Raw genomic sequence first — 23,286 nt, 5'->3', positions numbered from 1 at the left:
GGGCAGGGGCTGCCGACAGTACGGAGGAGAACACCCTTCCCCTCACAGAGCAGAATCGGCCCATGATCGTCGTCACACGCCTCAACGGAACGCGCTTCGCGGTCAATCCGGACCTCATCGAACGCATCCACGAGAGCCCGGATACGCATTTGGTGACGCTCGACGGCGCCGCCTACGTGGTCCTGGAAAGCCTCGCGGAAGTGGTCGAGCTCATCGCCGACTACCGGGCTTACATCCTGAGTAAGGCCCGGGACTTCCCGGCCATCACCGGTTATCCGCTGAGCCTGGTCCGGACTGTTGAGCCGGACGACGACACAGACGACACCGACGGAGCCGGAACCACGGCGCCCGTGAAACCCAGAAAGTAACCATGGATCCCGCAACAGTCATCGGACTGCTCCTCGCCTTTGGCTCAGTTATCGCCATGGTGTCCCTTGAAGGCGCCAGCCTGTCGGCACTGCTTCTCCCGGCCCCCATGATCCTGGTCTTCGGTGCCACGCTCGCCGTCGGGATCGCCGGCAACACCCTCAAAGACGTCGTCCAGGCGTTCAAAGCCCTGCCCAAAATGTTCCAAGGCAAGACGGCGAAGCCGCAGGAAAGCATCGACCAGATGGTCCGCTTCGCCGAAAAGGCCCGCAGCGAGGGCCTGTTGTCCCTGGAGGAAGAAGCGGCCAGCGTCAAAGATCCCTTCCTTGCCCGTGCACTCCAGAACATCGCCGACGGCACCGACGCCGAGGACCTCCGGATGCTGATGGAGGACGAGATCGATTCGAAGTCCCGCAGCGACCACGCCAACGCCAAATTCTTCGCCAGCCTCGGTGGCTATGCCCCGACTGTGGGCATCATCGGCACCGTGGTGTCCCTGACCCACGTCCTGGAAAACCTCTCCACCCCGGACCATCTGGGCCCGATGATCGCGGCAGCCTTCGTCGCCACCCTGTGGGGCCTGCTCTCGGCCAACTTCATCTGGCTTCCCTTCAGCGCCCGGATGAGTCGGCTCTCGGAACTGGACATCGAACGGATGACGCTGCTCATGGAAGGCATGCTGTCGGTCCAGTCCGGCGCCCAGCCGCTGCTGCTCGCCGAACGGCTCCGTGCCATGGTCCCGGAGCACCAGCTCAAGAGCACGGCTCGGGGCGGCAAGAAGAGTGACAGCGACAAACCCGGCAAGATGGACCAGGCCGCGTGAGCCCCAGGCGGCGCGGACGCAAGAAGCCGGAAGAACACCACGTCGACGAACGCTGGATGGCGTCCTACATGGACATGGTCACCGTGCTGATGTGCATGTTCATCGTCCTCTTCGCGATGTCCACCGTCGATGCCAACAAGTTCGAAAAGCTCCGCAACTCCCTGGCCACGGGCTTCGGCGCGGTTGCGTCGCAGACAGTGGACACGGCGTCGGGCACCGTGGTGCCGCCGGAACTCGTGGACAAGAACCTCGAGGCGTTCGCCGCCGTGAAGGGCGCGGCAACGGCGTCGCCCGAGAACATGGCCGAGGCGATCAAGGAAGTGGACCGGCTCAAGGCGCTGCAGGCGAAAATGCAGGCCGGCCTGGCAGCGGCCGGGCTGAGCGAAAACGTCGAGTTCCAGATCGACCAACGCGGCCTGACGGTCAAGCTCGTCGGGTCACAGGCCTTCTTCGAGCCCGACCGGCCCGAACTCACGTCCCGGGCCACCCGGGTCCTGCAGATCATCTCCCCGGTCCTGAAGCCGGCCGGGATGGAAATCATGGTCGAGGGGCATGCCGCGAACGGCATTACGGCCTACCCGTCCACCTGGGAACTGTCCTCGGCACGTGCCGTCAACGTCCTGCGTTACATGGTGGACGACGGCGGCATTGCCCCCGCGACCATCGGCGCCGTCGCCTTCGGCTCGGCCCGCCAGGTCAACGACGATTCCACCCCGGAGCTCATGGAGCGGAACCGCCGGGTGGACATCGTGGTCATTTCGGACAAGCCCGACGTCGTCCGCGCCCTCATTCCGGAAGCGTTGAAGCTGAGCGAGAAATAGGCTGTCCCTTGCTTACAGCGGATTGCACCGTATTGCCTAGGGCATACTGCTTACGCCGGCGGATCCCTTGCCGATAGTGGCAACCGTGAGTGTTCTGGATGAGCGGGAAGTGGCACGGGAGCGGACCGTCAGCGTCTATGACTTCCGCCGTCCTGCGACGCTCGCGCGCGAACACAGCCGTGTGCTGGAGCTCGCCTTCGAAACCTTCGCCCGCCAGTGGGGAACCCAGTTGACCGCCAAGGTCCGGGTCAAGTCCGTGGTGCGCCTCGAAGACGTGAGCATGCTCAGCTACGACGAATACGCCGCCTCGCTGCCCGCCGTCACCGCCATGGTCCTTTGCACCGTGGAAGCCCAGGATTCCAAGCTGGTGGTGCAGTTCCCCGGCCCGGCCGCCCTCGGCTGGGTCAACCGCATGCTCGGCGCCTCGAATGATTCGCCCATGCCGGACCGGAAATTTACCCAGATCGAGCAGGCCTTGATCAAGGGCCTCATGGACGAGGCCCTCGAAGACCTCGGCTACTCGCTGGGCCCGCTGCTCAGCGAGACCGTCCGGGTGGACACCATCCAGTACAACTCCCAGTTCGCCCAGGCCGCCGCGCCGAGCGAACTGATGATCGTCGCCTCCTTCACCATGAGTGTCGGCGACGTCAACGCCCCCGCCACCCTGGCCGTGCCGGCCGCCATCCTGCTGGGACGGCTCAAGAAGGTCAACCCCACCGACAACCGCGGCGACGCCGCAGCGCGCATCAGCGCCCAGCTGGAGCAGGTGCCGGTGGAATTGTCGGTGCGGCTTTCGACGTCGTTCGTCACCCCCGGCCAGGTCCTGGGCCTCGCCGTCGGCGACGTCCTGACCCTGCCCCACCTGGAAAACCGGCCCTTTGACCTCACCCTGGACGGAACCCGGCTGGCCACCGCCGCACCGGCCCGCAACGGCTCCCGCGCGGCCGCAGTCATTGTCACAATCGAGGAGAACCAACGATGAGCATCACCCTGACCAAGCACGAATTGTCGGCGGAGCGGCTCGTCGAGGAACTGCCCAGCCCGGTGGCCCTGAAAGTCGTTGCCCTGGTGCCCGCCCGCGCCGCTGCGGCCTACGCCCGCCAGGCGGTCACGGCGACCTTCGTCGGCGCGGTCACCGCCGACCTCGCGCTCATGCTCAGCGACCGCACCTTCCTTGACGAGGCGGCCGGCGCCGGGACCCAGCTGGGACACGTCTCCGTGACCGATGTGCTGCGCCCGGCCATGGAAAGCGCCAGCTCCGTCTTCGGGGCCGGCGTCCTGTCCGACCTGCGCGAATCCGATGTCTCCGGGCTCCTCTCGGACCCCGACACGGCTGTCTTTGAACTGTCCGACGGCAGCAACGCCGCGGCCTGGTTTGCTGTCCGGCTCCGCGAACACGGCAACAGCCAGGACCGCGCCGGGGACGTCTTCGCCGGCGGGGACACGGCGGCCGGCCGGCTCGGCCGCATCAACAACATCGAGATGGCCTTGACCGTGGAGATCGGCCGCACCCGGATGTCCGTCCGCGACGTGCTCTCCCTGGAACCGGGCAAGATCATCGAACTGGACCGCTCCGCCGGAGCCCCCGCGGACATCCTGCTCAACGGCCGCCTGATCGCGCACGGCGAAGTGGTGGTCCTGGACCAGGACTACGCAGTGCGGATCACCCGCATCCTCGACGTCGCCGAGGGGCTCAGCTGAATGGACGCACTGATCCTCGGGCTACGGGTAGTCGTGGCCCTGGGCGCGGTGCTTGGCCTCATGTGGTTCCTGCAGCGCCGGTTGGGCAAGGGCACCGGGCGGCGCCGGGCTGACCGCGCCCTGACCATCGTCAGCCGGCAGAGCCTCGGACAGAAAGCCTCCGTGGTGGTGGTCGACGCCGCCGGGCAGCGCTTCCTGCTGGGCGTCACCGAACACGCCGTGAACGTCCTGCACACGGGGGATATCCCGCCCGAACCCGAAGACGTCCCGGTCCCCGGCATCAGCCGAGGCTTCGGGGATTTCGCCCGCATCCTCGCCGACGCCCGGCCGCTCGCCGGCGACCACTTCAGCAGCCAGCCGGGCCGCCCGGCCGCGGACGGCCACAACGGACTGCTCGCTGACGGCCCGGTGGTTGACGGCCCGTTCGTTGAGAACGCCGACGGCGGCCCGGACCTGCCGCCGTCGCGACGCAGTTCCCTGCACCGGAACCCGCATGCCCGCGGCCCCGCCGGCCGTGGCAGTGCTGCCGGCGCCCCGGCCCATCCGCCCCTGCACGGGTCCATCCTTGCCGGCTCCACGTGGAAGCAGGCCGCCGCCGCTCTCAGGAGCGGACGCCGCAATTGATCCGCCCCCTCACCACCGGCACGACCCGCCTGCGTCCCGCCCGCACTGGACCCTTCCGCCTCCTGGCCCTGGGGCTCGCCGCCGTGCTGTTTGCGGTCCTCCTGCTGTGGCTGAACGCCTCCACCGGCCACGCAGCACCCATCGACCCGGCCCCGCCGGTGGCGCCGACCGATCCGGCCACTCCCGGAACCGGGAACGTCAACATCCAGATCAACGGGGTGGACGGCAAACCCTCCACCGCCGTCCTGACCCTGATCGGGATCACGCTGCTGGCCGTTGCGCCCTCGCTGCTGCTAATGATGACGTCGTTCACCAAGATCTTCGTGGTCCTGGCGATGACCCGCAACGCGCTTTCCCTGCCGTCCATCCCGCCCAACCAGGTGCTGGCGGGGCTGGCACTGTTCCTGTCGATCTTCGTGATGTGGCCCGTCATCAACGAGATGAACACCGCCGGCATCCAGCCGTACCTCAACGGCACCCTGGACTTCAACGGTGCGGTCAGCGCCGCGTCGGGTCCGCTGCAGCACTTCATGCTCGCTCACACGAGGGAAGAGGACATTGCCCTGATGTCCCGCGCCGCCGGGGCCGAGAACCCGGCATCCCCTGAGGCCGTCCCGCTGCAGACCCTCATTCCGGCGTTCATGATCTCCGAGCTTCGTGCCGCATTCATCATCGGCTTCGTCATCTTCATCCCGTTCCTCGTGATCGACCTCGTGGTGTCCGCGGCCCTGATGTCCATGGGCATGATGATGCTGCCGCCGGTCATGATCTCGCTGCCCTTCAAGATCCTGCTCTTCGTCCTCGTGGACGGCTGGGGCCTGATCATCACCGCGCTCGTGCAAAGCTATGCGGGCAGCGGATGAACGCCAACGCCGTCCTGGACATCTGCCTCCAGGCCATGATCGTGGCCGCCAAGCTCGCCGCACCCGTGCTGGTCACGGCGCTGGTGGTGGGCCTGGCCATCTCGCTGCTGCAGTCCATCACACAGCTGCAGGAAGCCACCCTGTCCTTCGTGCCGAAGGCCGCCGCCGTGGCCGTGGCCCTGATCGTCTGCGGACACTGGATGATTTCGGAGATGGTTACGTTCACGAACGACCTCTTCGCGAAGATTCCGTCCCTGCTCGGAGGCCTGTGAGGTGGGCATCCCCATCGACCCGAGCTGGCTGGAAGTCCTCCTGCTGGCCACGGTCCGGATGACCGCCTTCCTGATCGTGGCACCGCCGTTCTCGCACCAGGCGTTTCCGGGGCGCGTGAAGGCCATGCTGGGACTGGGCCTGGGGCTGGCAGTGACCCAGCGCCTGGCGGGCGGTTACACGCCCCGCGATACCGCCGGGTTCCTCACCGGAGTGGTCCTGGAGCTCGTCACGGGCTTTGCCCTGGGATTCCTGGTCCTGGTGATCTTCTCCGCCATCCAGTCCGCCGGCAGCCTGATCGACCTCGCCAGCGGTTTCCAGATGGCCCAGGCCTTCGACCCCCAAATGATGGTCAACGGCGCCCAGTTCACCCGCCTCCTGCAGATGGCGGCGCTGGCCCTGCTGTTCGCCTCCGACGGCTACCAGCTGGTCATCACGGGCCTCACCGGCAGTTTCGCGGCCCTGCCCCTGGCCGGGGGAATAGACCTGACACAGCCCGTCCAAGCCATCATCGCGGCAGTATCCGGCATGTTCCTGGCCGCCGTGCAGATCGCCGGGCCCCTGCTGGTGGTCCTGTTCCTCGCCGACGTCGGACTCGGCCTCCTGACCCGCGTTGCACCGGCGCTGAACGCGTTCTCGCTGGGCTTCCCGCTCAAGATCCTCCTGACCCTCATGCTGGCCGGCTTCATGTTCCTGGCCCTGCCGCGGATCGTTTCCAGCCTCGCCGGACAGGCGGCCAAAGCTGTGCTGGGGGTGGGCTGATGGCGGATTCACAGGAGAAAACCGAGCAAGCCACCGACAAACGGATGAGGGAGGTCCGCTCCAAGGGCCAGCTCTCCCGCTCGCAGGACCTCACCGCCTGGGTAGGCGTGGGTGCGGCCGCCCTCATGCTGCCCAGCACTGTGGAGCGGGGCGCCAACGCCGCCGCGGACCAGCTCTTCAGCATCCGCGGCATCATCTCGGCACCCGACCCCGGCAAAGCCGTCCAGGCGCTGGAGGACGGTTTTGCGTCCATCGCCGGCATTGTCGGGCCCCTGCTGGTCGTCGTGTTCCTGGCCGTCCTGGCCGCCTCCGCCCTGCAGGGCGGCGTCCACCTGAAGAAATTCCGGTTCGAATTCGAGCACTTCAACCTGCTCAGCGGGGTCAAGCGGCTTTTCGGCGCCCAGGCGGTGTGGGGCGGCATCAAAGCGCTGCTGAAGGCAAGCGTGGTGGGGCTGGTGCTGTACATGGTGGTGCAGGGGCTCGTCCCGGTGCTGCTGACCGCGGGAGGACTCCCCGTGGCCGGTGTTACCGCGGCAGCGGCCGGCGGCATCGCCTCCCTGGTCCAGTTCGCTGTGGCCGCCGGCATCGTGCTGGCCGCGGCGGACTTCTTCGTCGTCATGCGGCGCAACCGCAAGAAGACCCGGATGTCCAAGAAGGAAGTTCAGGACGAGAACAAGAACAGCGAGGGCGACCCGCTGATCCGGTCCCAGCGCAGGGCCCGCCAGATGGCCATGAGCCGGAACCGCATGATCGCCGCGATCGGTGATGCCGACGTCGTCCTGGTCAACCCCACGCACGTGGCCGTGGCCCTCAAATACGAGCCCGGCAAGTCAGCCCCCCGCGTGGTGGCCAAGGGCGCCGGCCACGTGGCCGCCAGGATCAGGGCAGAAGCCGAGCAGAAGAACGTGCCCATGGTCCAGGACATCCCGCTGGCCAGGGCCCTCCACGGAGCCTGTGAGCTGGGCGATGAGATCCCGGTGGACTTCTACCGGGCGGTGGCCGGCGTCCTCGCGTTCGTCATGGCGCTCAAGGCCCGGGGCGCCGCCGCCGGGATGCACCGCATGAGCCGCCCGGCCGCCATTGTGGGAGGCGCTGCATGAGGCACCGCATGAGGCAACGGCAGATGAAGCGCCGCGGGACAACTTTGGGAATCAGCGTCTGTGAAAGGACCGCACCATGAACAACAGGCTGAACCGGCTGGCGGTGCCAATCGGCATCGTGGGGATCGTGCTGCTGCTGGTGGTTCCCGTGCCCGCGCCCCTGCTCGACTTCCTCATCGTCTGCAACATCCTGCTGGCACTGCTGGTGCTGCTGACCAGCATGTTCGTGAAGAAGCCCCTGGACTTCTCCGTGTTCCCCTCCCTGCTGCTGGTGGCCACGCTGTTCCGGCTGGGCCTGAACGTCGCCTCCACCCGCCTGGTCCTGGGCAACGGGTACGCCGGGCAGGTCATTGAGGCCTTCGGCAAGGTGACGGTCGGCGGTTCCATGATCATCGGCGCGGTGGTGTTCCTGATCCTTGTGGTGATCCAGTTCGTCGTGGTCACCAAGGGCGCCGAGCGCGTGGCCGAGGTGGGCGCGCGCTTCACCCTCGATGCCATGCCCGGCAAGCAGATGGCGATCGACGCCGACCTCAACGCCGGGCTCCTCACCGACACCCAGGCCAGGGAGCGGCGGGCCGAGGTCTCGGCCGAGGCAGACTTCTACGGCGCCATGGACGGCGCCTCGAAGTTCGTCAAGGGCGATGCCATCGCGGGCATCATCATTATCATCATCAACTTCGTCGGCGGCATCGCCATCGGCATGATCCAGCGCGGCCTGGACATCGGCGACGCCCTGAACACCTACGGCCTGCTGACCATGGGAGACGGGCTCGTCACCCAGATCCCGGCCCTGCTCATGGCCGTCTCCACCGGCATGATCGTGACCCGGTCCAACGCCGAGTCGGACATGGGCCGGACCGCGTCCACCCAGCTGCTGCAGTCACCCAACGCGCTCATGATCGCCGGTGTCGCCGCCATGGCCATGGCCCTGATCCCCGGCATGCCGCCCATCCCGTTCATCCTGGTCGGCGCCGCACTGATCCTCGCCTCCCGCCGCACCGCCGCCAGCCAGCAGCTGGCGGAGAGGGCCCGGGAGGCCGAGTCCACCGCGCTGAATTTCCCGGAGATGGACCCCAACGAGAAACTTCTGGAGGACATGCGCATCCACCCCGTGGAGATCCTGCTGGCTCCGGACCTCGTGGACATGGTCTCGGGCGCCTCTGACGACCTCCTGGCCCGGGTCCGCTCCCTCCGGCACAAGATCGCCATGGAACTGGGCCTCGTCATCCCGCCGGTGCGCACCCGGGACAGTGTGGACCTGCCGCCGGCCACCTATTCGATCCGGATCGCGGGCGTGGAAGCCGGGCGCGGCACGGCCCCCAGCGGCCAGATGCTCGCCCTGGGCGACAACCTGGACTCGCTCCCCGGTCCTGCGATGATCGAACCCGTGTTCGGGCTCGCCGGGAAGTGGATTCCGGGGGAGATGCGCCACAACGCCGAAATGACCGGTGCCACCGTGATCGACCGGGTCTCCGTCCTGGTCACCCACCTGTCCTCGATCGTCTCGGCCAACGCGGCCCGGCTGCTGTCCCGCGAGGACGTCCGCGTCCTGACCGAGGGCGTGCGCAAGCAAAGCCCCTCCGCCGTCGACGAACTGACCCCCGCTCTGCTCTCCCTCGCCGAGCTGCAACGCGTCCTCCAGGGGCTCCTGGACGAGCAGGTGCCCATCAACGACCTCGCCCGGATCTACGAGGCCCTCACGCTGCGCGCCAAGATTTCCACGGACCCGGAATCGCTCGTCGAAGCCGCCCGGCAGGCCCTCGGCCCGGCCCTCACGGCCAAGTTCATGGACGGTCCGGTACTCAACGTCATCATGATCGACCCCGTCCTGGAGCAGCACATGCTCGAGGACATGCGGCCCGCGGAAGGCGGCAGCCAGATCGTCATGGGGCAGGACAGGCTCGACGCCGTGCTGCGGTCCGTGAGCTCCGCCGTCGACGCCGCGGCCGCCGCCAACCGCCAAGCCGTGCTCGTGTGCGCCCCGGCGCTCCGGCCGGCCATCCACCGCCTCGTGGGGGCACAGCCGGGGTCGGTTCCGGTGCTGTCCTACCGCGAGGTGACCTCTGCCAATGTCCGGATCGAGACAGTAGGAGTCGTGCGCCATGCCGAACCGCTATCGGCTTAAGGGAGCCTCGCTCGATGAGATCCGCCGCAAGGCGGAACAGCAGTACGGGCCGGCCGCCAGGATCGTGTCCGCCGAACGGGTCAGTAGTCCCGGAATCGCCGGGCTCTTCGCTCAGGACCGCTACGAGGCCATGGTTGAGGTCCTGCCCAAGCATGAAGTCGTCACCGGCGAAGTGGTGCCCGACGCCGACATCCTCGCCGGGGCCGACGCAGACCCCGCCGCCAGCCCCGCCATTGGCACGGCCGCCGGCGGGACCCGCGCGACGGCCTCCGCAGGGAAGCTTCCCGATGCCGGGAAGTTCGACGCCGGCGCTGCCGCCGGCGCCAAGGCCGCGGCGGCTCCGTCCGCGTCCCCCGCCGGGGAGCCGGGCGGGCCGCCCGAGGGCCGGCCCGCCGTCGGACCGGCCCATCACCTTCACGGATCCGCCATCGCCGCACTGCTGGAAGAGGCAGACGCTGCTGAACTGAGCTTGCACCGGCCCGCAGCTGCAGGGGTTTCCACCGAGTCGCGGGACTTCGCCGAGATCCTGGAGCAGCTCGGCGCCGGACTGCGCGCCCCGGCGGAACCGGTGGCCGGTCCCGCGGGGCGTGCCGCCGGAACCCCCGCAGGTCCGCTTTCCGCCCCCGGAACTCCGGCAACCCAAGCTCCCGCCGTTCACGGTTCCATCGTTCACCCGCCTGCCGTTCCAGCGTCTGACGCCGGGATCCCTGCCGTTAAGGTGGCTGCCGCCCGCGACGCCGGGCGCCCCGAGACGCCGCTGGCGGCGGTCCCGGTCCCGGTCCCGGTCCCGCTGAGCGGCGTCGGCGACCTCGTGGCCCTGGTCGGGCTGGGGGACGACGCCATGGATGCCGCCCTGGCGATGTCGATGGCCGCCGGCGGTGCCGATGTGCGGACCGCCGGCGACCTCTCCGCCTACGGCCACCTGCACGTTGACGGCCGCCAAGGCGCCACGGCCGCCCGCGCGCACGCTGTGGTCACGGAGCGCACCGTCCTGGTGGCGTTCGGAATCGGCAGGGCCCGGAACACCCTGGCCCGGGTGCAGTCCGTGGCCGCGCTCTCGGCCGACCAGATCTGGGTGGTGGTTGACGCAGGGCGCAAGCATGAGGACACGGCGCGCTGGGTCGGCGTTCTCGCGGCCCAGCTCAACCTGACCGCCGTGGCGGTGGTCGGCGCCTCGGAGACCGGAACCCCGGAAAGCGTCAACGCCCTGGGACTGCCCGTGGGCTGGATCGACGCGCGCCCGGCCGGCCCTGATGTGACATGGCAGAACCGGCGGGAATCGTCCGGCGCTCCCCGCGGCGAAGGGTAGATTGAGAGGATGCTGGTACTTACACGCAAGCCGGGCGAACAGATCATGATCGGCGACGGCATCGTCATCACGGTTCTGGAAGGCCGCGGTGACGGTGTTCGCATAGGCATTGAGGCGCCCCGGGGCGTGCCGATCCAGCGCCGGGAAGTCATTGAGGCCATCGCGGCGGCAAACCTCGCCGCGGCGGAAGCCGGACCGGATACTGAAGACGCGCTGCGCGGTCTCATGCCGCCGCCCGCAGCCCCCGCCGCCGACTGAGCCGGCTCCGGATCAGTCCCGTTCCATGCCCAGGTATTGCGCCAGGAGGGGCTGGGACGTGCGCCGCACCACGGCCAGGGACCGCTCCAGGTTCCCCGCCGTAGTGAGCTGATCCAGAAGCCCGGCCGTGCCCGCCGGGCCGGGACGTCCCCGCAGCGGGAGCGCCCGCAGCGCCTGTTCGTTCACGCGGGCGGCCTCGCCGAGCCGGGCCAGGAGTCCACGCAGGGCGTCCAGATGCTCGCCCAGGATCTCGGGCCAGGGCCCGGCGGGTGCGGCCGAAATCAGTTCCACGAGCGTTGTCTGTGCCGGCAGGCCCCATTCGGCCGCCACGGCCGCAGATTCGACGCTCCGGGCCAGGGCTTCGAAGCGCAGGCGGTCCAGCACGGTTTCGACCTCGGACGCCATGAAGTTCAGCCACTCCAGATTCCCGGCGTCGACGTGCAGCCGCTGCGTTTCCAGCCTGAACAGGAGCAGCTCCAGCTGTCGCCGCTCCTGCCACAGTGCTGCGGAGAGATCACTTGCGCTCATGGGCCCCATTCCCTTGCCGCCGCCTGAACCAGAGCTGAAACAGGCGATCGCGCGGTTACCGCATTTTTGGCCAAGCTTTTTCCTGAGGGTACACGCAGATCGCGGATCAAGTGATAGGTTTCCACCATGGGTGCTGCACCCCACTATCGAACGCTGACTCCTATGGGGGGAGTACCGGTCCGTTCTTGGGTGCGGCTCTCGGCGTTTTAAGGGTCTACGACCCTTCGGATCCGGTCTCATGGGGGGACACAGTAGTGAATCGCGTGGAACGCAACGAGATGGTCACGCAGCACCTTCCGCTGGTGGGGTATCTCGTCTCAGATTTGTGCTCAAAGGCGTCACACCTTTCTCGCGATGACTTGGCCTCTGCCGGCGCTATTGCCCTGATCACCTCGGCCGATTCGTTCGATCCGGACCTCGGTGTGCCCTTCGGCGCGTTTGCGCGACGGCGCATCCTTGGCGCTTTCGCGGACGAGATGCGGGCCAGTGATTGGGCCACCCGCTCCGCCCGCCGGCGGATCAAAGAAACCATGTCCGTGCAGGAAACGCTGGCGTCCGCGCTGGGCCGCACTCCGACGGTGGACGAAATCGCGTCCGCACTGGGTGTCCAGCAAAGCGTGGTGGAGGCCGCGCTGGCCGATGCGTCCCGCACGCTGACGCCCCTCGATGAGGCCGTGGTGGACACCCTCGCCGCTGAAACCCTCTCACCCGAGCACTCCGTGCTTGCGGACGAACGGCTCCAGTACCTCCGGGCCGCCGTGAAGTCCCTGCCCGAACGGATGCGCTACGTTGTCGAGGAAATCTACTTCCGTGACCGGACGGTCAAAGACCTCGCCGCGGAACTCGGATCCACGCACGCCGCAGTATCCCAGCAGCGGTCCGAGGCCATCCGGCTAATGCGCGACGGACTGACGGCCCACTACGCCGACGACCCCGAACAGGCCTTCGAACCCCAGTCCAGGATTACCCCCCGACGCCGCAACGATTACCTCAGCCAGCTCTCCGAGGCCACTTCGGGAGGCATCACCCGGGCCATTTTTCCGCAAGGCCCGGTCCTCAACGAGGCTGTCTGAGCGGGCCCTTCACGGTTAGTCAGCCTACTTAGTAAGCTGACTGAGAAATTCCTCCCGGAACCATCGCGGCGCGGCGATGCCCTGCGGTAGCGTCGAAGATACCGGCCGGAGCGCCACCAGATGGCGCACGAGGCCTTCACTGCACCGGTTCTATCGAGGAGGACGCATGAAAGCATCACCCACACTGACGAACAACCTGCAGGCGGTTCTGGTGGACCTGATTGAACTGCATGTCCAGGGTAAGCAGGCGCACTGGAACATCGTGGGAACCAACTTCCGGGACCTCCACCTTCAGCTTGATGAAATCATCGACGCCGCCCGGGGATTCGCCGACGACCTCGCCGAGCGCATGCGCGCCCTCCACGCCCTGCCGGACGGCCGCAGCTCCACGGTTTCCAAATCCACCGCACTCGCGGAGTTCCCCGCGGGCCTGATCAACACCAAGGACGCCATCGAACGGATTGTCGCGGCCCTGGAAGCGGCCGTCGGCACAATGCGCAAGGTGCACGATGAAGTGGACGAGGAAGACCCCACCACCGCAGACCTCCTGCATGAGTTCATTGCGAAGTTTGAACAGTACGCCTGGATGGTCAATGCGGAAACCATGAAGGCCACCGCCAGCGTGACCACACCTGAAAGCAAGTAGGGGTCGGCTCCCACCGCCCGCCCTTCCCTAAAACACAGTGTCCGGCGCCGGGTTGTCCCGGCGCCGGCCGTTGCGTTTAAGCGCCCTCTTGACTTCCCTCCGGACCGGCGAATACTTAACGATGTGCTTAACAATTCAGCGGTCCGCGGTCTCAGTGAGCGGGAGCTCGACGGCGTCTTCCACGCGCTCGCCGACTCCACCCGCCGCGCAATCGTGGTCCGGCTCTGCGACGGGCCGGCTTCGGTCTCGCAGCTGGCCGCGCCGTTCGGGATGAGCCTGCCCGCCGTTGTGCAGCACCTGCAGGTCCTGGAAGCCAGCGGCCTGATCCGCAGCGAAAAGATCGGCAGGGTCCGCAGCTGCAGCATCGACCCTGTCACAGTCCGGCGCGCAGAGGACTGGCTGGGCCAGCGCCGGACGCCGGGGGAGCGCCGCCTCGACCGGCTGGAGCAATTCCTGGATCCCAGCCTCCACACTGAGCAATGAGGAGTCCGTCATGAGTGTCCCCGTTACGCACGCGAGTTTTTCCCTGGAGCGCCGGCTGAACGCACCGCCGTCGCGCGTCTTTGCCGCGTTTGCCGACCATGCCAGCAAGAAGAAGTGGTTTGGCGGTCCGCCGGAGTGGTACCAGGGCGAATCCAGCCTCGACTTCCGGGAGGGCGGCCGCGAGACCGACGTCGGAGGTCCGGTGGGCAGCTGGGTTTCGACCATGCATGCCATCTACCACGACATCGTCGAGAACGAGCGGATCGTTTACAGCTACGAAATGCTGCTCGATGGACGACGCATGTCCGTCTCGCTCAGTACGGTCGAACTCGAGCCCGACGGCGACGGCACCCTGCTGACCTTGACCGAGCAGGGCGCCTTCTTCACCGGGTCCCCGGAAAGTGACGGGGCTCAGGTCGCCGGGCGCAAGGAAGGCACGGGCGAGCTCCTTGACGCCCTGCAGAAGTACGTCGACGGCAACTGAGCCTGCTACTTGGCCTTCGGCACCGTACGGAGCACGATCGCGGCCAGGACGCAGGCCCCGGACATCAGGACCAGTGCGATGGCGGCCGTGATGTGGACGCCGGAGTCGAAGGCAGTACGCGCGGCCGACGTCACGGATTCCGCCAGGGGAGCGGGGAGCATCCCGGCGAGCTCCACCGCGCCGGCGAGGGTTTCGCCGGCCTGGCTCGTCGCTCCGGCCGGCGCGAGCTCGGACACACCCGCGGGGAGCCGGAGGTTGCCCTGGTACGAGGCCGTGAGGATGGAGCCGAGGATCGCGGTGCCCAGCAGGGACCCCACCTCATAGCCGGTCTCGGAGATCGCGGCGGCGGCCCCCGACTTGTCGGCCGGCGCGGCGCCCAGGATCAGGTCGTTGGAGATGGTCTCCGCGGCACCCACTCCCAGGCAGAGGACCATCAGGGCGGCCAGGAGCAGTGACGGCCCGTGGCTGTGGTCGCCGAACGCCACCATGAAATAGCCCGCCGCGCTCAGCAGCAGGCCGCCGGCCACGACGAAACCGGGCCGGACCTTCCGCACCAGCGGGACCACCAGCAGGCCGGCAACGACGGTGGCGATGAGGGCCGGGACCATGGCGACGCCCGAGGCCGAGGGGGACTGGCCCTCCAGCAGTTGCAGGTGCTGGGCCAGGAAGAGAATGAAGCCGTTGAAGGAGAACAGCGCCAGGACGTTGGCGATGATGGCCGTGCTGAAGATCCGGTTGCCAAAGAGGCTAACGTCGAGCATCGGCGCGGTACTGTGGCCCGTCGCGCGGGCTGTGCTGTGGCCTTCGGCCAGGTTGCGCTGGCGCCGGATAAAGACATAGCCCATCAACAGGCCGACGCCGATGCTCGCGAAGGCCTCCGGCGCCGGCCCGTGCGTGGCGAGCGCCTTGATCCCATAGACCACGGGCACCATGACCAGCAGGGACAAAATGATGCTGGGCGCGTCCACGCGGCCGGGCTTCGGATCTCGGGATTCCGGGATCAGCCCCGGCCCGAGCAGCAGCAGCGGCAGGATGATCGGCACCGCGACCAGCAGGACGGCGCCCCACCAGAAGTGTTCCACGAGCCAGCCGCCGGCAATCGGGCCGAGGGCGGCACCGCCGGAGAAGCCCGCGGCCCAAATGGCCACCGCCAGGCGGCGCCGGTTGGGCTGGGGAAAGATGTTGCGGATCAAGGAGAGCGTAGAGGGCATGAGCATGGCGCCGAAGAGGCCTAGCCCCGCGCGGCCGGCGATCAGCCATTCGGCGCTCGGGGCGAACGCCGTCGCGGCCGAAACCGCGGCAAAACCCGCGCTGCCCACGAACAACAGCCTGCGGCGGCCGATCCTGTCGCCCAGGCTGCCCATCGCGACGAGCAGCCCGGCCAGGACCAGGGGGTAGGCGTCGATGATCCAGAGCAGCTGGACGCCGGAGGCGGACAGGCTGCGGGCGATGGCCGGCAGGGCGAAGGTCAGAGCGGTGTTGTCCACGGCCACGAGCAGAACGGGGAACATCAGCAGGGCCAGCGCCACCCAGTCACGCCAGGGTGCCTGGGGCCGGGTGGCCGCCGGGTTGCTGGTGGCTGTGGTAGTCGATGTGGTGCTCATGAGTCATAACTATACCGTCTGGACGGTACAGTTAAGAAATGCGGGGCCGGACGGGCATGATGGGAAGCATGCCCAGAAAACCGGTGGCCCGCGAGGCCGTCCTCGACGCCTTTGAATCCCTGCTCATCGAAGTGGGCGAACGCGCCGCGACGCTGGACGCCGTCGCCCGGCGGGCCGGCGTCTCCAAGGGCGGCCTGCTCTACCACTTCCCGACCAAGGAGGCGATGATCTCGGTCCTGCTCGAACGGCTGGACCGGCATCTGGCCGCGGATGTCGCCGCCATGGCCGCGGCTCCGGAAGGCGCGGCGGCGTACTTCATCAAGTCCTCGGTATGGGCGGACACGCCCATGGACCGGGTTTTCGTGGCGGCCACCCGGCTCGCCGAGGTGGCGCACGAGGAAACCCAGCGCCGCTTCGCCGCAGGCCAGGCGAGCTGGCTGGAACTGCTGGCGGCCGACGTCGGGCCCGCCATGGCGAAGGCGGTCCTGTACATGGGGGACGGGCTGTACTTCAACGCCATGCTCGGACGGGGGCCCGCCGGTCCGCCCGCTGAAATCGAGGCAGACGTCGAGGGCCTCCTGGCCGCCGTCGAGAAGCTGCGCCGCTGAGGCCCTGAACTGCTCGCGCTGCGACCTCCGAGTCCGCCGAAGTCGCCGGAAGAGTGCGAGTTCGCTCGAACGTTACGGCGACCCGGCACGTTTCCGGCGAATTCGCGGTGCCGCCGCTCCTCGTAACGTGGGGCCGAAGGCGGGCGGGAGTTTGCGGACGCGCGCCCGGCATAGGACAATGATTGTTGTGACTGTTGTCACCCCCGATTGAACACCCAATTGAATACGCCTTTGATCTGCGGCGGGAGAGTCCTGCAAGTAGGTACAAGCAGGCGCCGTAGGAGCAAATCCTCCCCAGGAATCTCTCAGGCCCACGTACCGCCGCGGCAAGGCACCTCTGGAAAGTGGCAGGCTGTCCTCGACACGCTGTGCTCACCGACGGTGCAAGCGAAGCCCTCTTATATGCACGGCTGCGCGGAAACTCTCAGGTCCAATACAGAGCGGGGAGGAACCCGAATCAATGTGGCGTACCCAGCGCCGCCTGAGTTATGGAGTTCCTTGTGACTGTTACCCCAGCCTCCACGTCCTTCGTCGACCGGCACATCGGTGCCCGTCGCCAGTCCGACGTCGACGCCATGCTGAAGGCTGTCGGCTACGACACCGTCGACGCCCTGGTGGACACCGCCGTTCCGAAAGACATCCGCCAGGACTCCGACCTCGCTCTCGGCGCGGCCCTGAGCGAAGTGGAAGTCCTCGCCGAGCTGCGCAAGCTGGCCGGCAAGAACAAGACGGCCGTGCAGATGATCGGGCAGGGCTATTACGACACCGTGACCCCGGCCGTGATCCGCCGCAACATTCTCGAGGCCCCGGCCTGGTACACCGCGTACACGCCCTACCAGCCGGAAATTTCCCAGGGCCGGCTCGAGGCGCTGCTGAACTTCCAGACCATGGTCCAGGACCTCGTCGGCCTGCCGATCGCCAACGCCTCGTTGCTGGACGAAGCCACCGCCGTCGCCGAGGCCGTGCTGATGATGCGCCGCGCCAACAAGAACAAGGAAGCGCACGACGGAAAGACCGTCCTCGACGCCGACTGCCTCCCGCAGACCATCGCGATCGTCAAGGGCCGCGCCGAAGCCCTCGGCTTCGAGGTCGAGGTCGCCGATCTGTCCAAGGGCCTGCCGGAGGGCGTCATCAACGGCGTCGTCCTGCAGCAGCCGGGCGTCTCCGGCCGGGTGTTCGACCACAGCGCCGTGATCGCCGAGGCCAAGGAGCGCGGCGCGCTCGTCACGGTCGCCGCCGACCTCCTCTCCCTGACCCTCATCACGTCCCCGGGCGAGCAGGGCGCGGACATCGCCGTCGGCTCCGCCCAGCGCTTCGGCGTGCCGCTGTTCTTCGGCGGTCCGCACGCTGCCTACATGGCCGTCCAGAAGGGCCTCGAGCGCTCCATGCCCGGCCGCCTCGTGGGTGTCTCCAAGGACAACGCCGGCGTCCCCGCCTACCGTCTGGCCCTGCAGACCCGCGAGCAGCACATCCGCCGCGAGAAGGCCACCTCCAACATCTGCACCGCTCAGGCGCTGCTGGCGATCGTGTCCTCCTTCTACGCCGTCTACCACGGCCCCGACGGACTGAAGGCCATCGCGCAGACCGTCCACGGGCACGCCAAGACCATCGCCGCTTCCCTGAAGGCCGCGGGCCTGGACGTGCTGCACACCTCCTTCTTCGACACCATCACCGTCTCCGTGCCCGGCAAGGCCGCGGAAATCATCGCGGCCGCCGACGCCAAGGGCATTAACCTGCGCGCCATCGACGCCGACACTGTCGGCATCTCCGCCGATGAAGCCACGACGGCGGGCATCGTCGCCGACGTCGTCGCCGCCTTCGGGGCCACTGTGGTGGATTCCGTAGATGGCTTCGTCCTGGACGCCGCCGTCGAGCGGACCTCCGACTACCTCCAGCACCCGGTGTTCAACACCCACCGCTCCGAGACCCAGCTGCTGCGCTACATCCGCCGCCTCTCAGACCGCGACCTCGCGCTGGACCGCACGATGATCCCGCTGGGTTCCTGCACCATGAAGCTGAACGCCACGGCCGAGATGGAAGCGATTTCCTGGCCGGAATTCGCCTCCATTCACCCCTTCGCCCCGGAATCCCAGACCGCCGGCTGGCGCGAACTCATCGAGGACCTCGAAGCCCAGCTGACCGAGATCACCGGTTACGACCAGGTCTCCATCCAGCCCAACGCCGGATCCCAGGGCGAGCTCGCCGGCCTGCTGGCCATCCGCGGCTACCACCTCTCCCGCGGCGACGCCCAGCGCAACATCTGCCTCATCCCGGCCTCCGCGCACGGCACCAACGCCGCCTCGGCCGTGCTGGCCGGCATGAAGGTCGTTGTCGTGGCCACCGCCTCCGACGGCACGATCGACCACGCGGACCTGCAGGCCAAGATCGAGCTGCACAAGGACGCGCTCTCCGCGATCATGATCACCTACCCCTCCACCCACGGGGTGTACGACGCCGACGTCCGCGAGGTCTGCGACGCCATCCACGCCGCTGGCGGCCAGGTCTACATCGACGGCGCCAACCTCAACGCCCTCGTCGGGCTGGCCCAGCCGGGTATGTTCGGCGGCGACGTCTCGCACCTGAACCTGCACAAGACCTTCTGCATCCCGCACGGCGGCGGCGGCCCCGGCGTCGGCCCGGTCGCGGCTAAGGCACACTTGGCACCCTTCATGCCGGGCAACGCTGCGGACCCGGCCAACGGCGCCGACGGCACCCCGATCTCCGCCTCCCGCTACGGCTCGGCCGGCGTGCTGCCGATCTCCTGGGCCTATGTGAAGCTCATGGGCGGCCAGGGCCTCACCGAAGCCACCAAGTCGGCCCTCCTGGCAGCGAACTACATCGCGGCCCGCCTGAACGACTCCTTCCCGGTGCTCTACACCGGCGAAGGCGGCCTGGTTGCCCACGAGTGCATCCTGGACCTGCGCGAACTCACGGCCAAGACCGGCGTGACCGCCGAGGACGTCGCCAAGCGTCTCATTGACTACGGCTTCCACGCCCCCACCCTGGCGTTCCCGGTGGCCGGCACCCTGATGGTGGAGCCCACCGAATCCGAGGACCTCGGCGAGATCGACCGTTTCATCACGGCCATGGTCGCCATCCGCGCCGAGATCGACCAGGTGGCCCACGGTGACTTCACCGTGGAGCACAGCCCGCTGCGCAACGCGCCGCACACCGCCGCCGCCGTGATCAGCACCGACTGGACCCGCGAGTACCCGCGCGAGCAGGCCGTCTTCCCGGTCCACACGCTCAAGCAGGACAAGTACTTCCCGCCGGTCGGCCGGATCGACGGCGCCGCGGGCGACCGCCACCTGATCTGCTCGTGCCCACCCCTCGAAGCCTTCGAGGACCACTCCGACGACTCCGCCTCCGCCAACTAAGGACAGCCAACGATGACTGAGAATTACACGGCCCTGTACGAAGAGCACAAGAAGCTCGGCGCCTCCTTCACGGACTTCGGCGGCTGGCAGATGCCCCTGAAGTACAGCTCCGAACTCGCCGAGCACCACGCCGTCCGCAACTCCGCGGGCCTGTTCGACCTCTCCCACATGGGCGAAGTCTGGGTCACCGGCCCGGACGCCGCGGCCTTCCTCGACTACGCCCTGGTCGGCAAGATCTCCGCCATGGCGATCGGCAAGGCCAAGTACTCGCTGATCTGCAACGAGGACGGCGGCATCATCGACGACCTCATCACCTACCGCCGTGGCGAGCAGAAGTTCCTGGTGGTCCCCAACGCGGGCAACGCCAAAGTGGTCGCAGCTGCTATGGCTGAGCGCGCTGCAGGCTTTGAGGTCACCGTCCAGGACGCCTCCGCCGATACCTCGCTGATCGCCGTGCAGGGTCCCAAAGCGGAGGCCATCCTGCTCCGCCTTGTCCCGGCCGCGCAGCATGAGCTCGTCACCGGCCTGAAGTACTACGCCGCCGTCGAGGTGCCCTTCATGGTCGGCGGCGCCAGCCAGGACCTCCTGCTGGCCCGCACCGGCTACACCGGCGAAGACGGCTTCGAGATCTTCGTGGACAACCACGACGCCGCCGCCCTTTGGCAAGCGCTCATCGCCATCGCCGAGGACGGCGAGCTGACCCCCGCTGGCCTCGCCTCCCGCGACTCCCTGCGGCTCGAGGCCGGCATGCCGCTCTACGGCAACGAACTCTCGCTCGAAGGAGACCCCTTCGCCGCGGGACTGGGCCCCGTCGTCGCGCTGTCCAAGGAAGGCGACTTCATCGGCAAGGCGGCCCTGGCCGCCAAGAAGGAAGCCGGCGCCGGCTCCACCACGGGCCGCAAGCTCGTCGGTCTCAAGGGCCTCGGACGCCGGGCAGGCCGCGGCCACTACCCGGTCCTCAAGGACGGCAACGTGGTGGGCGAGGTCACCTCCGGCCAGCCCTCACCCACTTTGGGCTACCCGGTTGCCATGGCCTACGTCGATGTTGAGTTCACCGAACCCGGCACGGCCTTGGACATCGATCTTCGCGGCAAGACGGAGCCCTTCGAAGTTGTCGCACTGCCGTTCTACAAGCGCCAAAAGTAGCCCGGCTGGGTCGGTCCCGGAGCCGTGTGCCTCACCGGTGCCCGGCTCCGGGGCTGGCTGGCCCCAGTTTTCACGCGTGCTCGCTCGTTCCTCGCTTAGACGCACGCTTTCGAAAACCGCGGCCGGCCAACCCCTTGGGGGCACGTCACCTTTGAGACCACGCCCTGGAACCGGAGCAACGGGAACAAGCGCCTTCGAACACCAAGGGTGCTGGGGGATGAGCCGCCTACCGGGGGTCGGCTTGTTCCAACGGGTGCCCTGTCAAGCTCGAACATTGGGGGGTGAGCTTGATGACACCCTTGAAGCCAAGAAGCAGCCCGGCCCTAGAAGATTCGAACGGCCACGGTTTCTTTCCGGAGAACTGGTGGCCCGTCCGAAACTGTTGGCCCGCGGAACTGAACTAACCGAAAGCGGCAGGGGAGCGGATTCCGGAAGCGTGCGTCTAAGGGAGCGACGCGTCCGCCCAGCGGGCGCCTTCGCGACCGAGCACGCGGAGGAATTCGGTTTCCGGCCGCGTAACCCGGCCACGGTCAGTACGTAACCCAACCACAATTGAATTAGCACCAACGACCACTCCAAGACTTAGGAAAAACACATGGCAAAAGTTGCCCCTGAACTGCAGTACTCCGACGAGCACGAGTGGGTCGCGCGTGAGGCCGGGAATGTCGTGTCCATCGGCATCTCCGCCGTCGCCACCGACGCCCTCGGCGACATTGTCTACGTCGACCTGCCCGAGGTCGGCTCCGCGGTGACCGCCGGAGAGACTTGCGGCGAGGTCGAATCGACCAAGTCCGTCTCGGACCTGTACGCCCCCGTCACGGGCGAGGTGACCGAAATCAACGCCGCCGTCGTCGAGGACCCCGCGCTGATCAACAGCGATCCGTACGGTGCCGGCTGGCTCTTCAAGGTGGCCGCTGACTCGGACGGCCCGCTGCTCTCGGCCCAGGAATACGCCTCCAAGAACGGCGGCGAACTGTGAGCGCGGGAGGGGCTGTAGGAACAGAGACTCTGGCGTTTGAGCAGGTCGTCTCGCCGAGCCTGGACGCGGACCTGTCCGCCCTGGACCCGGAGATCGCCGCGAAGATCGATGACGAGCTCACCCGCCAGCGCGAGGGCCTGGAGATGATTGCCTCGGAGAACCACACCGCCAGGGCCGTCATGCAGGCGCAGGGCTCGGTGTTGACCAACAAGTACGCCGAGGGCTACCCGGGCAAGCGCTACTACGGCGGCTGCGAGCACGTTGACGTGATCGAGCAGCTCGCGATCGACCGGGTCAAGGCCCTGTTCGGCGCCGAGTACGCCAACGTCCAGCCGCACTCCGGCGCGCAGGCCAACGCCTCCGTGATGCACGCCCTGATCCGTCCGGGCGACACCATCATGGGCCTGAACCTGGCCCACGGCGGGCACCTGACCCACGGCATGAAGATCAACTTCTCCGGCCGGCTCTACAACGTCATCCCGTACCAGGTCCGCGAGGATGACCACCGGATCGACATGGCCGAGGTCGAACGCCTGGCCCAGGAGCACAAGCCGCAGCTGATCGTTGCCGGCTGGTCCGCGTACGCCCGCCAGCTCGACTTCACCGAGTTCCGCCGGATCGCCGACTCCGTGGGCGCCTACCTCATGGTGGACATGGCCCACTTTGCCGGCCTCGTGGCGGCCGGGCTGCACCCGAGCCCGGTCCCGCACGCCCACGTCACGACGTCCACCACGCACAAGACCCTCGCCGGTCCGCGCGGCGGCATCATCCTCAGCAACGACGCCGACATCGCGAAGAAGATCAACTCCGCGGTGTTCCCCGGCCAGCAGGGCGGCCCGTTGGAGCACGTGATCGCCGGCAAGGCCGTGGCCTTCAAGATCGCCGCGTCCCCGGAGTTCAAAGAACGCCAGGAACGCGTCCTTGCCGGCGCGCGGATCCTCGCCGACCGCCTGCTCCAGCCGGACGTCACCGCCAAGGGGATCAACGTGATCTCCGGCGGCACCGACGTGCACCTGGTCCTCGTGGACCTGCGCAACTGCGAGCTCAACGGGCAGGAAGCCGAGGACCGCCTGGCGGCCATCGACATCACCGTCAACCGCAACGCCGTCCCGTTCGACCCGCGCCCGCCGATGGTCACCTCGGGGCTGCGGATCGGCACCCCGGCGCTGGCCACCCGCGGCTTTGGCGAAGCGGCCTTCACCGAGGTCGCCGACATCATCGCCGAGGCCCTGACCGCCGACGCCGGCGCGGACCTGTCCGGTCTGCGCACCCGGGTGGAGGCCCTCGCCGCCGCCCACCCGCTGTACCCCTCGGTTGATAACCTCGCCTAGGCGAC

Annotated in this window: 24 protein-coding genes and 2 riboswitches; of the genes, 22 read left to right on the top strand and 2 right to left on the bottom strand. The window is 67.9% G+C overall.

Features of this window, described 5'->3' with window-relative positions; translation table 11 throughout:
• Positions 1 to 62: 62 nt before the first annotated feature.
• The 13 genes from ACVWZ7_RS07365 to ACVWZ7_RS07305 all read left to right on the top strand — a co-directional run bounded on the left by ACVWZ7_RS07365 (position 63) and on the right by ACVWZ7_RS07305 (position 11,022).
• Entirely contained in the window at positions 63 to 368 is a 306-nt protein-coding gene (locus ACVWZ7_RS07365; protein WP_344363436.1) for a flagellar FlbD family protein, read from the top strand.
• Between the two features lie 2 nt (positions 369 to 370).
• Positions 371 to 1,189 carry a motility protein A gene (locus ACVWZ7_RS07360; RefSeq protein ID WP_456507440.1) on the top strand — a complete coding sequence of 273 codons (819 nt, stop codon included), beginning with the start codon at positions 371 to 373 and terminating at the stop codon, positions 1,187 to 1,189.
• Positions 1,186 to 2,010, top strand: coding sequence for an OmpA/MotB family protein (locus tag ACVWZ7_RS07355; RefSeq protein WP_116766993.1), 825 nt, complete (start codon positions 1,186 to 1,188; stop codon positions 2,008 to 2,010). Before ACVWZ7_RS07360 ends, ACVWZ7_RS07355 begins: the two co-directional genes overlap by 4 nt.
• 85 nt (positions 2,011 to 2,095) lie before the next feature.
• Positions 2,096 to 2,992 (top strand): flagellar motor switch protein FliM, encoded by an 897-nt coding sequence (locus ACVWZ7_RS07350; RefSeq protein WP_237563415.1) that lies wholly within the window; start codon positions 2,096 to 2,098, stop codon positions 2,990 to 2,992.
• Positions 2,989 to 3,711, top strand: a complete 723-nt coding sequence (gene fliN / locus ACVWZ7_RS07345; protein ID WP_344363443.1) for a flagellar motor switch protein FliN — start codon at positions 2,989 to 2,991, stop codon at positions 3,709 to 3,711. Before ACVWZ7_RS07350 ends, fliN begins: the two co-directional genes overlap by 4 nt.
• On the top strand, positions 3,712 to 4,335 hold the full coding sequence (gene fliO / locus ACVWZ7_RS07340; protein WP_456507439.1) for a flagellar biosynthetic protein FliO: 624 nt from the start codon (positions 3,712 to 3,714) through the stop codon (positions 4,333 to 4,335). It begins immediately after the preceding gene.
• Complete coding sequence (gene fliP, locus ACVWZ7_RS07335) at positions 4,332 to 5,198, top strand: flagellar type III secretion system pore protein FliP (protein ID WP_344363447.1); 867 nt, start codon at positions 4,332 to 4,334, stop codon at positions 5,196 to 5,198. Before fliO ends, fliP begins: the two co-directional genes overlap by 4 nt.
• Positions 5,195 to 5,470, top strand: a complete 276-nt coding sequence (fliQ, locus tag ACVWZ7_RS07330; RefSeq protein WP_090956900.1) for a flagellar biosynthesis protein FliQ — start codon at positions 5,195 to 5,197, stop codon at positions 5,468 to 5,470. Before fliP ends, fliQ begins: the two co-directional genes overlap by 4 nt.
• A gap of 1 nt (position 5,471) precedes the next feature.
• A complete protein-coding gene (locus ACVWZ7_RS07325) occupies positions 5,472 to 6,230 on the top strand; it encodes a flagellar biosynthetic protein FliR (RefSeq protein ID WP_116766989.1) in 759 nt (252 codons plus the stop codon).
• Complete coding sequence (locus ACVWZ7_RS07320) at positions 6,230 to 7,330, top strand: EscU/YscU/HrcU family type III secretion system export apparatus switch protein (protein ID WP_116766988.1); 1,101 nt, start codon at positions 6,230 to 6,232, stop codon at positions 7,328 to 7,330. The genes ACVWZ7_RS07325 and ACVWZ7_RS07320 overlap by 1 nt, the downstream gene beginning before the upstream one ends.
• A gap of 76 nt (positions 7,331 to 7,406) precedes the next feature.
• The gene (locus ACVWZ7_RS07315; RefSeq protein ID WP_116766987.1) at positions 7,407 to 9,455 is read left to right on the top strand and encodes a flagellar biosynthesis protein FlhA; all 2,049 of its coding nucleotides are present in this window, start codon (positions 7,407 to 7,409) and stop codon (positions 9,453 to 9,455) included.
• Complete coding sequence (locus tag ACVWZ7_RS07310) at positions 9,433 to 10,764, top strand: hypothetical protein (protein ID WP_456507438.1); 1,332 nt, start codon at positions 9,433 to 9,435, stop codon at positions 10,762 to 10,764. The genes ACVWZ7_RS07315 and ACVWZ7_RS07310 overlap by 23 nt, the downstream gene beginning before the upstream one ends.
• A 9-nt stretch (positions 10,765 to 10,773) precedes the next feature.
• A complete protein-coding gene (locus ACVWZ7_RS07305) occupies positions 10,774 to 11,022 on the top strand; it encodes a carbon storage regulator (protein ID WP_456507437.1) in 249 nt (82 codons plus the stop codon).
• Positions 11,023 to 11,034: 12 nt separating this feature from the next.
• Here ACVWZ7_RS07305 and flgN read toward each other — a convergent pair whose 3' ends face one another.
• Positions 11,035 to 11,550 carry a flagellar export chaperone FlgN gene (flgN, locus tag ACVWZ7_RS07300; protein ID WP_344363456.1) on the bottom strand — a complete coding sequence of 172 codons (516 nt, stop codon included), beginning with the start codon at positions 11,548 to 11,550 and terminating at the stop codon, positions 11,035 to 11,037.
• 254 nt (positions 11,551 to 11,804) lie between these two features.
• Here flgN and ACVWZ7_RS07295 point away from each other — a divergent pair, with 254 nt between their 5' ends.
• The 4 genes from ACVWZ7_RS07295 (at position 11,805) to ACVWZ7_RS07280 (ending at position 14,236) form a co-directional block, all read left to right on the top strand.
• A complete protein-coding gene (locus ACVWZ7_RS07295; protein WP_456507436.1) occupies positions 11,805 to 12,623 on the top strand; it encodes a sigma-70 family RNA polymerase sigma factor in 819 nt (272 codons plus the stop codon).
• A 166-nt stretch (positions 12,624 to 12,789) separates the two neighbouring features.
• Positions 12,790 to 13,269 carry a Dps family protein gene (locus tag ACVWZ7_RS07290; RefSeq protein ID WP_091251364.1) on the top strand — a complete coding sequence of 160 codons (480 nt, stop codon included), beginning with the start codon at positions 12,790 to 12,792 and terminating at the stop codon, positions 13,267 to 13,269.
• Between the two features lie 123 nt (positions 13,270 to 13,392).
• A complete protein-coding gene (locus ACVWZ7_RS07285; RefSeq protein ID WP_456507435.1) occupies positions 13,393 to 13,752 on the top strand; it encodes an ArsR/SmtB family transcription factor in 360 nt (119 codons plus the stop codon).
• A gap of 10 nt (positions 13,753 to 13,762) precedes the next feature.
• Positions 13,763 to 14,236 carry an SRPBCC family protein gene (locus tag ACVWZ7_RS07280; protein ID WP_456507434.1) on the top strand — a complete coding sequence of 158 codons (474 nt, stop codon included), beginning with the start codon at positions 13,763 to 13,765 and terminating at the stop codon, positions 14,234 to 14,236.
• A gap of 5 nt (positions 14,237 to 14,241) precedes the next feature.
• Here the strand turns inward: ACVWZ7_RS07280 and ACVWZ7_RS07275 are convergent, their stop codons facing one another.
• A complete protein-coding gene (locus tag ACVWZ7_RS07275) occupies positions 14,242 to 15,840 on the bottom strand; it encodes an MFS transporter (protein ID WP_456507433.1) in 1,599 nt (532 codons plus the stop codon).
• A gap of 68 nt (positions 15,841 to 15,908) precedes the next feature.
• On the opposite strand from ACVWZ7_RS07275, the gene ACVWZ7_RS07270 reads away from it, so the two are divergent.
• The 5 genes from ACVWZ7_RS07270 to glyA all read left to right on the top strand — a co-directional run bounded on the left by ACVWZ7_RS07270 (position 15,909) and on the right by glyA (position 23,281).
• On the top strand, positions 15,909 to 16,448 hold the full coding sequence (locus ACVWZ7_RS07270; RefSeq protein WP_116767039.1) for a TetR/AcrR family transcriptional regulator: 540 nt from the start codon (positions 15,909 to 15,911) through the stop codon (positions 16,446 to 16,448).
• A gap of 232 nt (positions 16,449 to 16,680) precedes the next feature.
• A riboswitch (glycine riboswitch) is annotated at positions 16,681 to 16,779 on the top strand.
• A 1-nt stretch (position 16,780) separates the two neighbouring features.
• A riboswitch (glycine riboswitch) is annotated at positions 16,781 to 16,897 on the top strand.
• 39 nt (positions 16,898 to 16,936) lie between these two features.
• Positions 16,937 to 19,825, top strand: coding sequence for an aminomethyl-transferring glycine dehydrogenase (gene gcvP, locus ACVWZ7_RS07265; protein WP_202615839.1), 2,889 nt, complete (start codon positions 16,937 to 16,939; stop codon positions 19,823 to 19,825).
• A gap of 12 nt (positions 19,826 to 19,837) precedes the next feature.
• Complete coding sequence (gene gcvT, locus ACVWZ7_RS07260) at positions 19,838 to 20,971, top strand: glycine cleavage system aminomethyltransferase GcvT (protein ID WP_456507432.1); 1,134 nt, start codon at positions 19,838 to 19,840, stop codon at positions 20,969 to 20,971.
• Positions 20,972 to 21,566: 595 nt separating this feature from the next.
• Positions 21,567 to 21,950: a glycine cleavage system protein GcvH gene (gene gcvH / locus ACVWZ7_RS07255; RefSeq protein ID WP_091251371.1), complete on the top strand. Its 384-nt coding sequence runs from the start codon at positions 21,567 to 21,569 to the stop codon at positions 21,948 to 21,950.
• Entirely contained in the window at positions 21,947 to 23,281 is a 1,335-nt protein-coding gene (glyA, locus tag ACVWZ7_RS07250; RefSeq protein ID WP_456507431.1) for a serine hydroxymethyltransferase, read from the top strand. The genes gcvH and glyA overlap by 4 nt, the downstream gene beginning before the upstream one ends.
• The last annotated feature ends 5 nt before the right edge of the window (positions 23,282 to 23,286 follow it).

Source organism: Arthrobacter sp. TE12232, from assembly GCF_054062615.1.
Note: the sequence above shows the minus strand (reverse complement) of the source record. Positions and strands in the feature narration are given on the sequence as shown.

What these genes read in the sequence shown, in the direction of transcription:
- ACVWZ7_RS07365 (WP_344363436.1), top strand. Translation starts at nt 63, where the DNA reads ATGATCGTCGTCACACGCCTCAACGGAACGCGCTTCGCGGTCAATCCG.
- ACVWZ7_RS07360 (WP_456507440.1), top strand. Translation starts at nt 371, where the DNA reads ATGGATCCCGCAACAGTCATCGGACTGCTCCTCGCCTTTGGCTCAGTT.
- fliN (WP_344363443.1), top strand. Translation starts at nt 2,989, where the DNA reads ATGAGCATCACCCTGACCAAGCACGAATTGTCGGCGGAGCGGCTCGTC.
- fliO (WP_456507439.1), top strand. Translation starts at nt 3,712, where the DNA reads ATGGACGCACTGATCCTCGGGCTACGGGTAGTCGTGGCCCTGGGCGCG.
- fliQ (WP_090956900.1), top strand. Translation starts at nt 5,195, where the DNA reads ATGAACGCCAACGCCGTCCTGGACATCTGCCTCCAGGCCATGATCGTG.
- ACVWZ7_RS07320 (WP_116766988.1), top strand. Translation starts at nt 6,230, where the DNA reads ATGGCGGATTCACAGGAGAAAACCGAGCAAGCCACCGACAAACGGATG.
- ACVWZ7_RS07315 (WP_116766987.1), top strand. Translation starts at nt 7,407, where the DNA reads ATGAACAACAGGCTGAACCGGCTGGCGGTGCCAATCGGCATCGTGGGG.
- ACVWZ7_RS07310 (WP_456507438.1), top strand. Translation starts at nt 9,433, where the DNA reads ATGCCGAACCGCTATCGGCTTAAGGGAGCCTCGCTCGATGAGATCCGC.
- ACVWZ7_RS07305 (WP_456507437.1), top strand. Translation starts at nt 10,774, where the DNA reads ATGCTGGTACTTACACGCAAGCCGGGCGAACAGATCATGATCGGCGAC.
- flgN (WP_344363456.1), bottom strand. Translation starts at nt 11,550, where the DNA reads ATGAGCGCAAGTGATCTCTCCGCAGCACTGTGGCAGGAGCGGCGACAG.
- ACVWZ7_RS07290 (WP_091251364.1), top strand. Translation starts at nt 12,790, where the DNA reads ATGAAAGCATCACCCACACTGACGAACAACCTGCAGGCGGTTCTGGTG.
- ACVWZ7_RS07280 (WP_456507434.1), top strand. Translation starts at nt 13,763, where the DNA reads ATGAGTGTCCCCGTTACGCACGCGAGTTTTTCCCTGGAGCGCCGGCTG.
- ACVWZ7_RS07275 (WP_456507433.1), bottom strand. Translation starts at nt 15,840, where the DNA reads ATGAGCACCACATCGACTACCACAGCCACCAGCAACCCGGCGGCCACC.
- ACVWZ7_RS07270 (WP_116767039.1), top strand. Translation starts at nt 15,909, where the DNA reads ATGCCCAGAAAACCGGTGGCCCGCGAGGCCGTCCTCGACGCCTTTGAA.
- gcvP (WP_202615839.1), top strand. Translation starts at nt 16,937, where the DNA reads ATGGAGTTCCTTGTGACTGTTACCCCAGCCTCCACGTCCTTCGTCGAC.
- gcvT (WP_456507432.1), top strand. Translation starts at nt 19,838, where the DNA reads ATGACTGAGAATTACACGGCCCTGTACGAAGAGCACAAGAAGCTCGGC.
- gcvH (WP_091251371.1), top strand. Translation starts at nt 21,567, where the DNA reads ATGGCAAAAGTTGCCCCTGAACTGCAGTACTCCGACGAGCACGAGTGG.